1 protein-coding gene is annotated in these 848 nt (G+C 62.3%); it reads left to right on the top strand.

Annotated features, from left to right (window positions below; genetic code table 11):
- Window positions 1-182 precede the first annotated feature (182 nt).
- The coding region (istA, locus tag ACH107_RS33215) for an IS21 family transposase (protein WP_412509841.1) at window positions 183-848 on the top strand (666 nt) is incomplete at its 3' end.

Here is an 848-nt window from a genome sequence, read left to right as displayed (position 1 = left end):
TGCGTAATCCGAGGTCATCCGGCCACCGATTCCGAAAGTATCCGGCCACCCAATCCAATTTTATCCGGCCAGTGATTCCGGGGTATTCGGCCACCCCTGTGAAGTGATGCTGCGAGGCAATCTGCCACCGGCTACCGTTCGGGTCTTTTTGACCCGGAGGAAGCCCGATGAAGAGATTGCCGATGCGCAAGATACGCGACGTTTTACGTCTTTCTGCGGAGGGTCTGTCGACCCGCCAAATTTCAGCCAGCCTGTCGATTGGGCGGACGACGTTACAGGGTTACCTTGAACGCGCCCGCCTTGCCGGCGTGCGCTGGCCCTTACCGGAGACGCTCACGGATACGGAGTTGGAGCAGCTGCTCTATCCGCGGACCGCACAGGCCGTCTCGCAGCGTGCGACGACGCCGAACTGGGCCGCGATCCATCGCGACCTCAGCCGCAAGGGCGTCACGCTGCGGCTCTTGTGGGAAGAGTATCGCGCGGATCATCCGGAGGGGTATGGCTATAGTCGGTTCTGTGATCTCTACCGGCGATGGGAAGGCAAGCTGTCGCCGGTGATGCGCCAGCGCCACCCAGCCGGGGAGCGCCTGTTCGTCGACTATGCAGGGCCGACGATTGATGTGATCGACCCGAAGACCGGGGAGGTGCGCACGGCACAGCTGTTCGTCGCCACGCTTGGCGCCTCGAACTATACCTATGCCGAGGCTACCTGGACGCAGAGCCTGCCGGATTGGATCGCGAGCCACGAGCGCGCCTTTGCGTTCTTTGGGGGCGTTACCGCCCAGGTGGTTCCGGATAACCTGAAGTCCGGCGTGATCAAGGCGTGCTTCTATGACCCCGAGGTGAAC

Source organism: Roseovarius halophilus (ex Wu et al. 2025) (genome assembly GCF_047086965.1).
The sequence above is the reverse complement of the archived record's forward strand: the minus strand, read 5'-3'. Positions and strand labels throughout refer to the sequence as shown.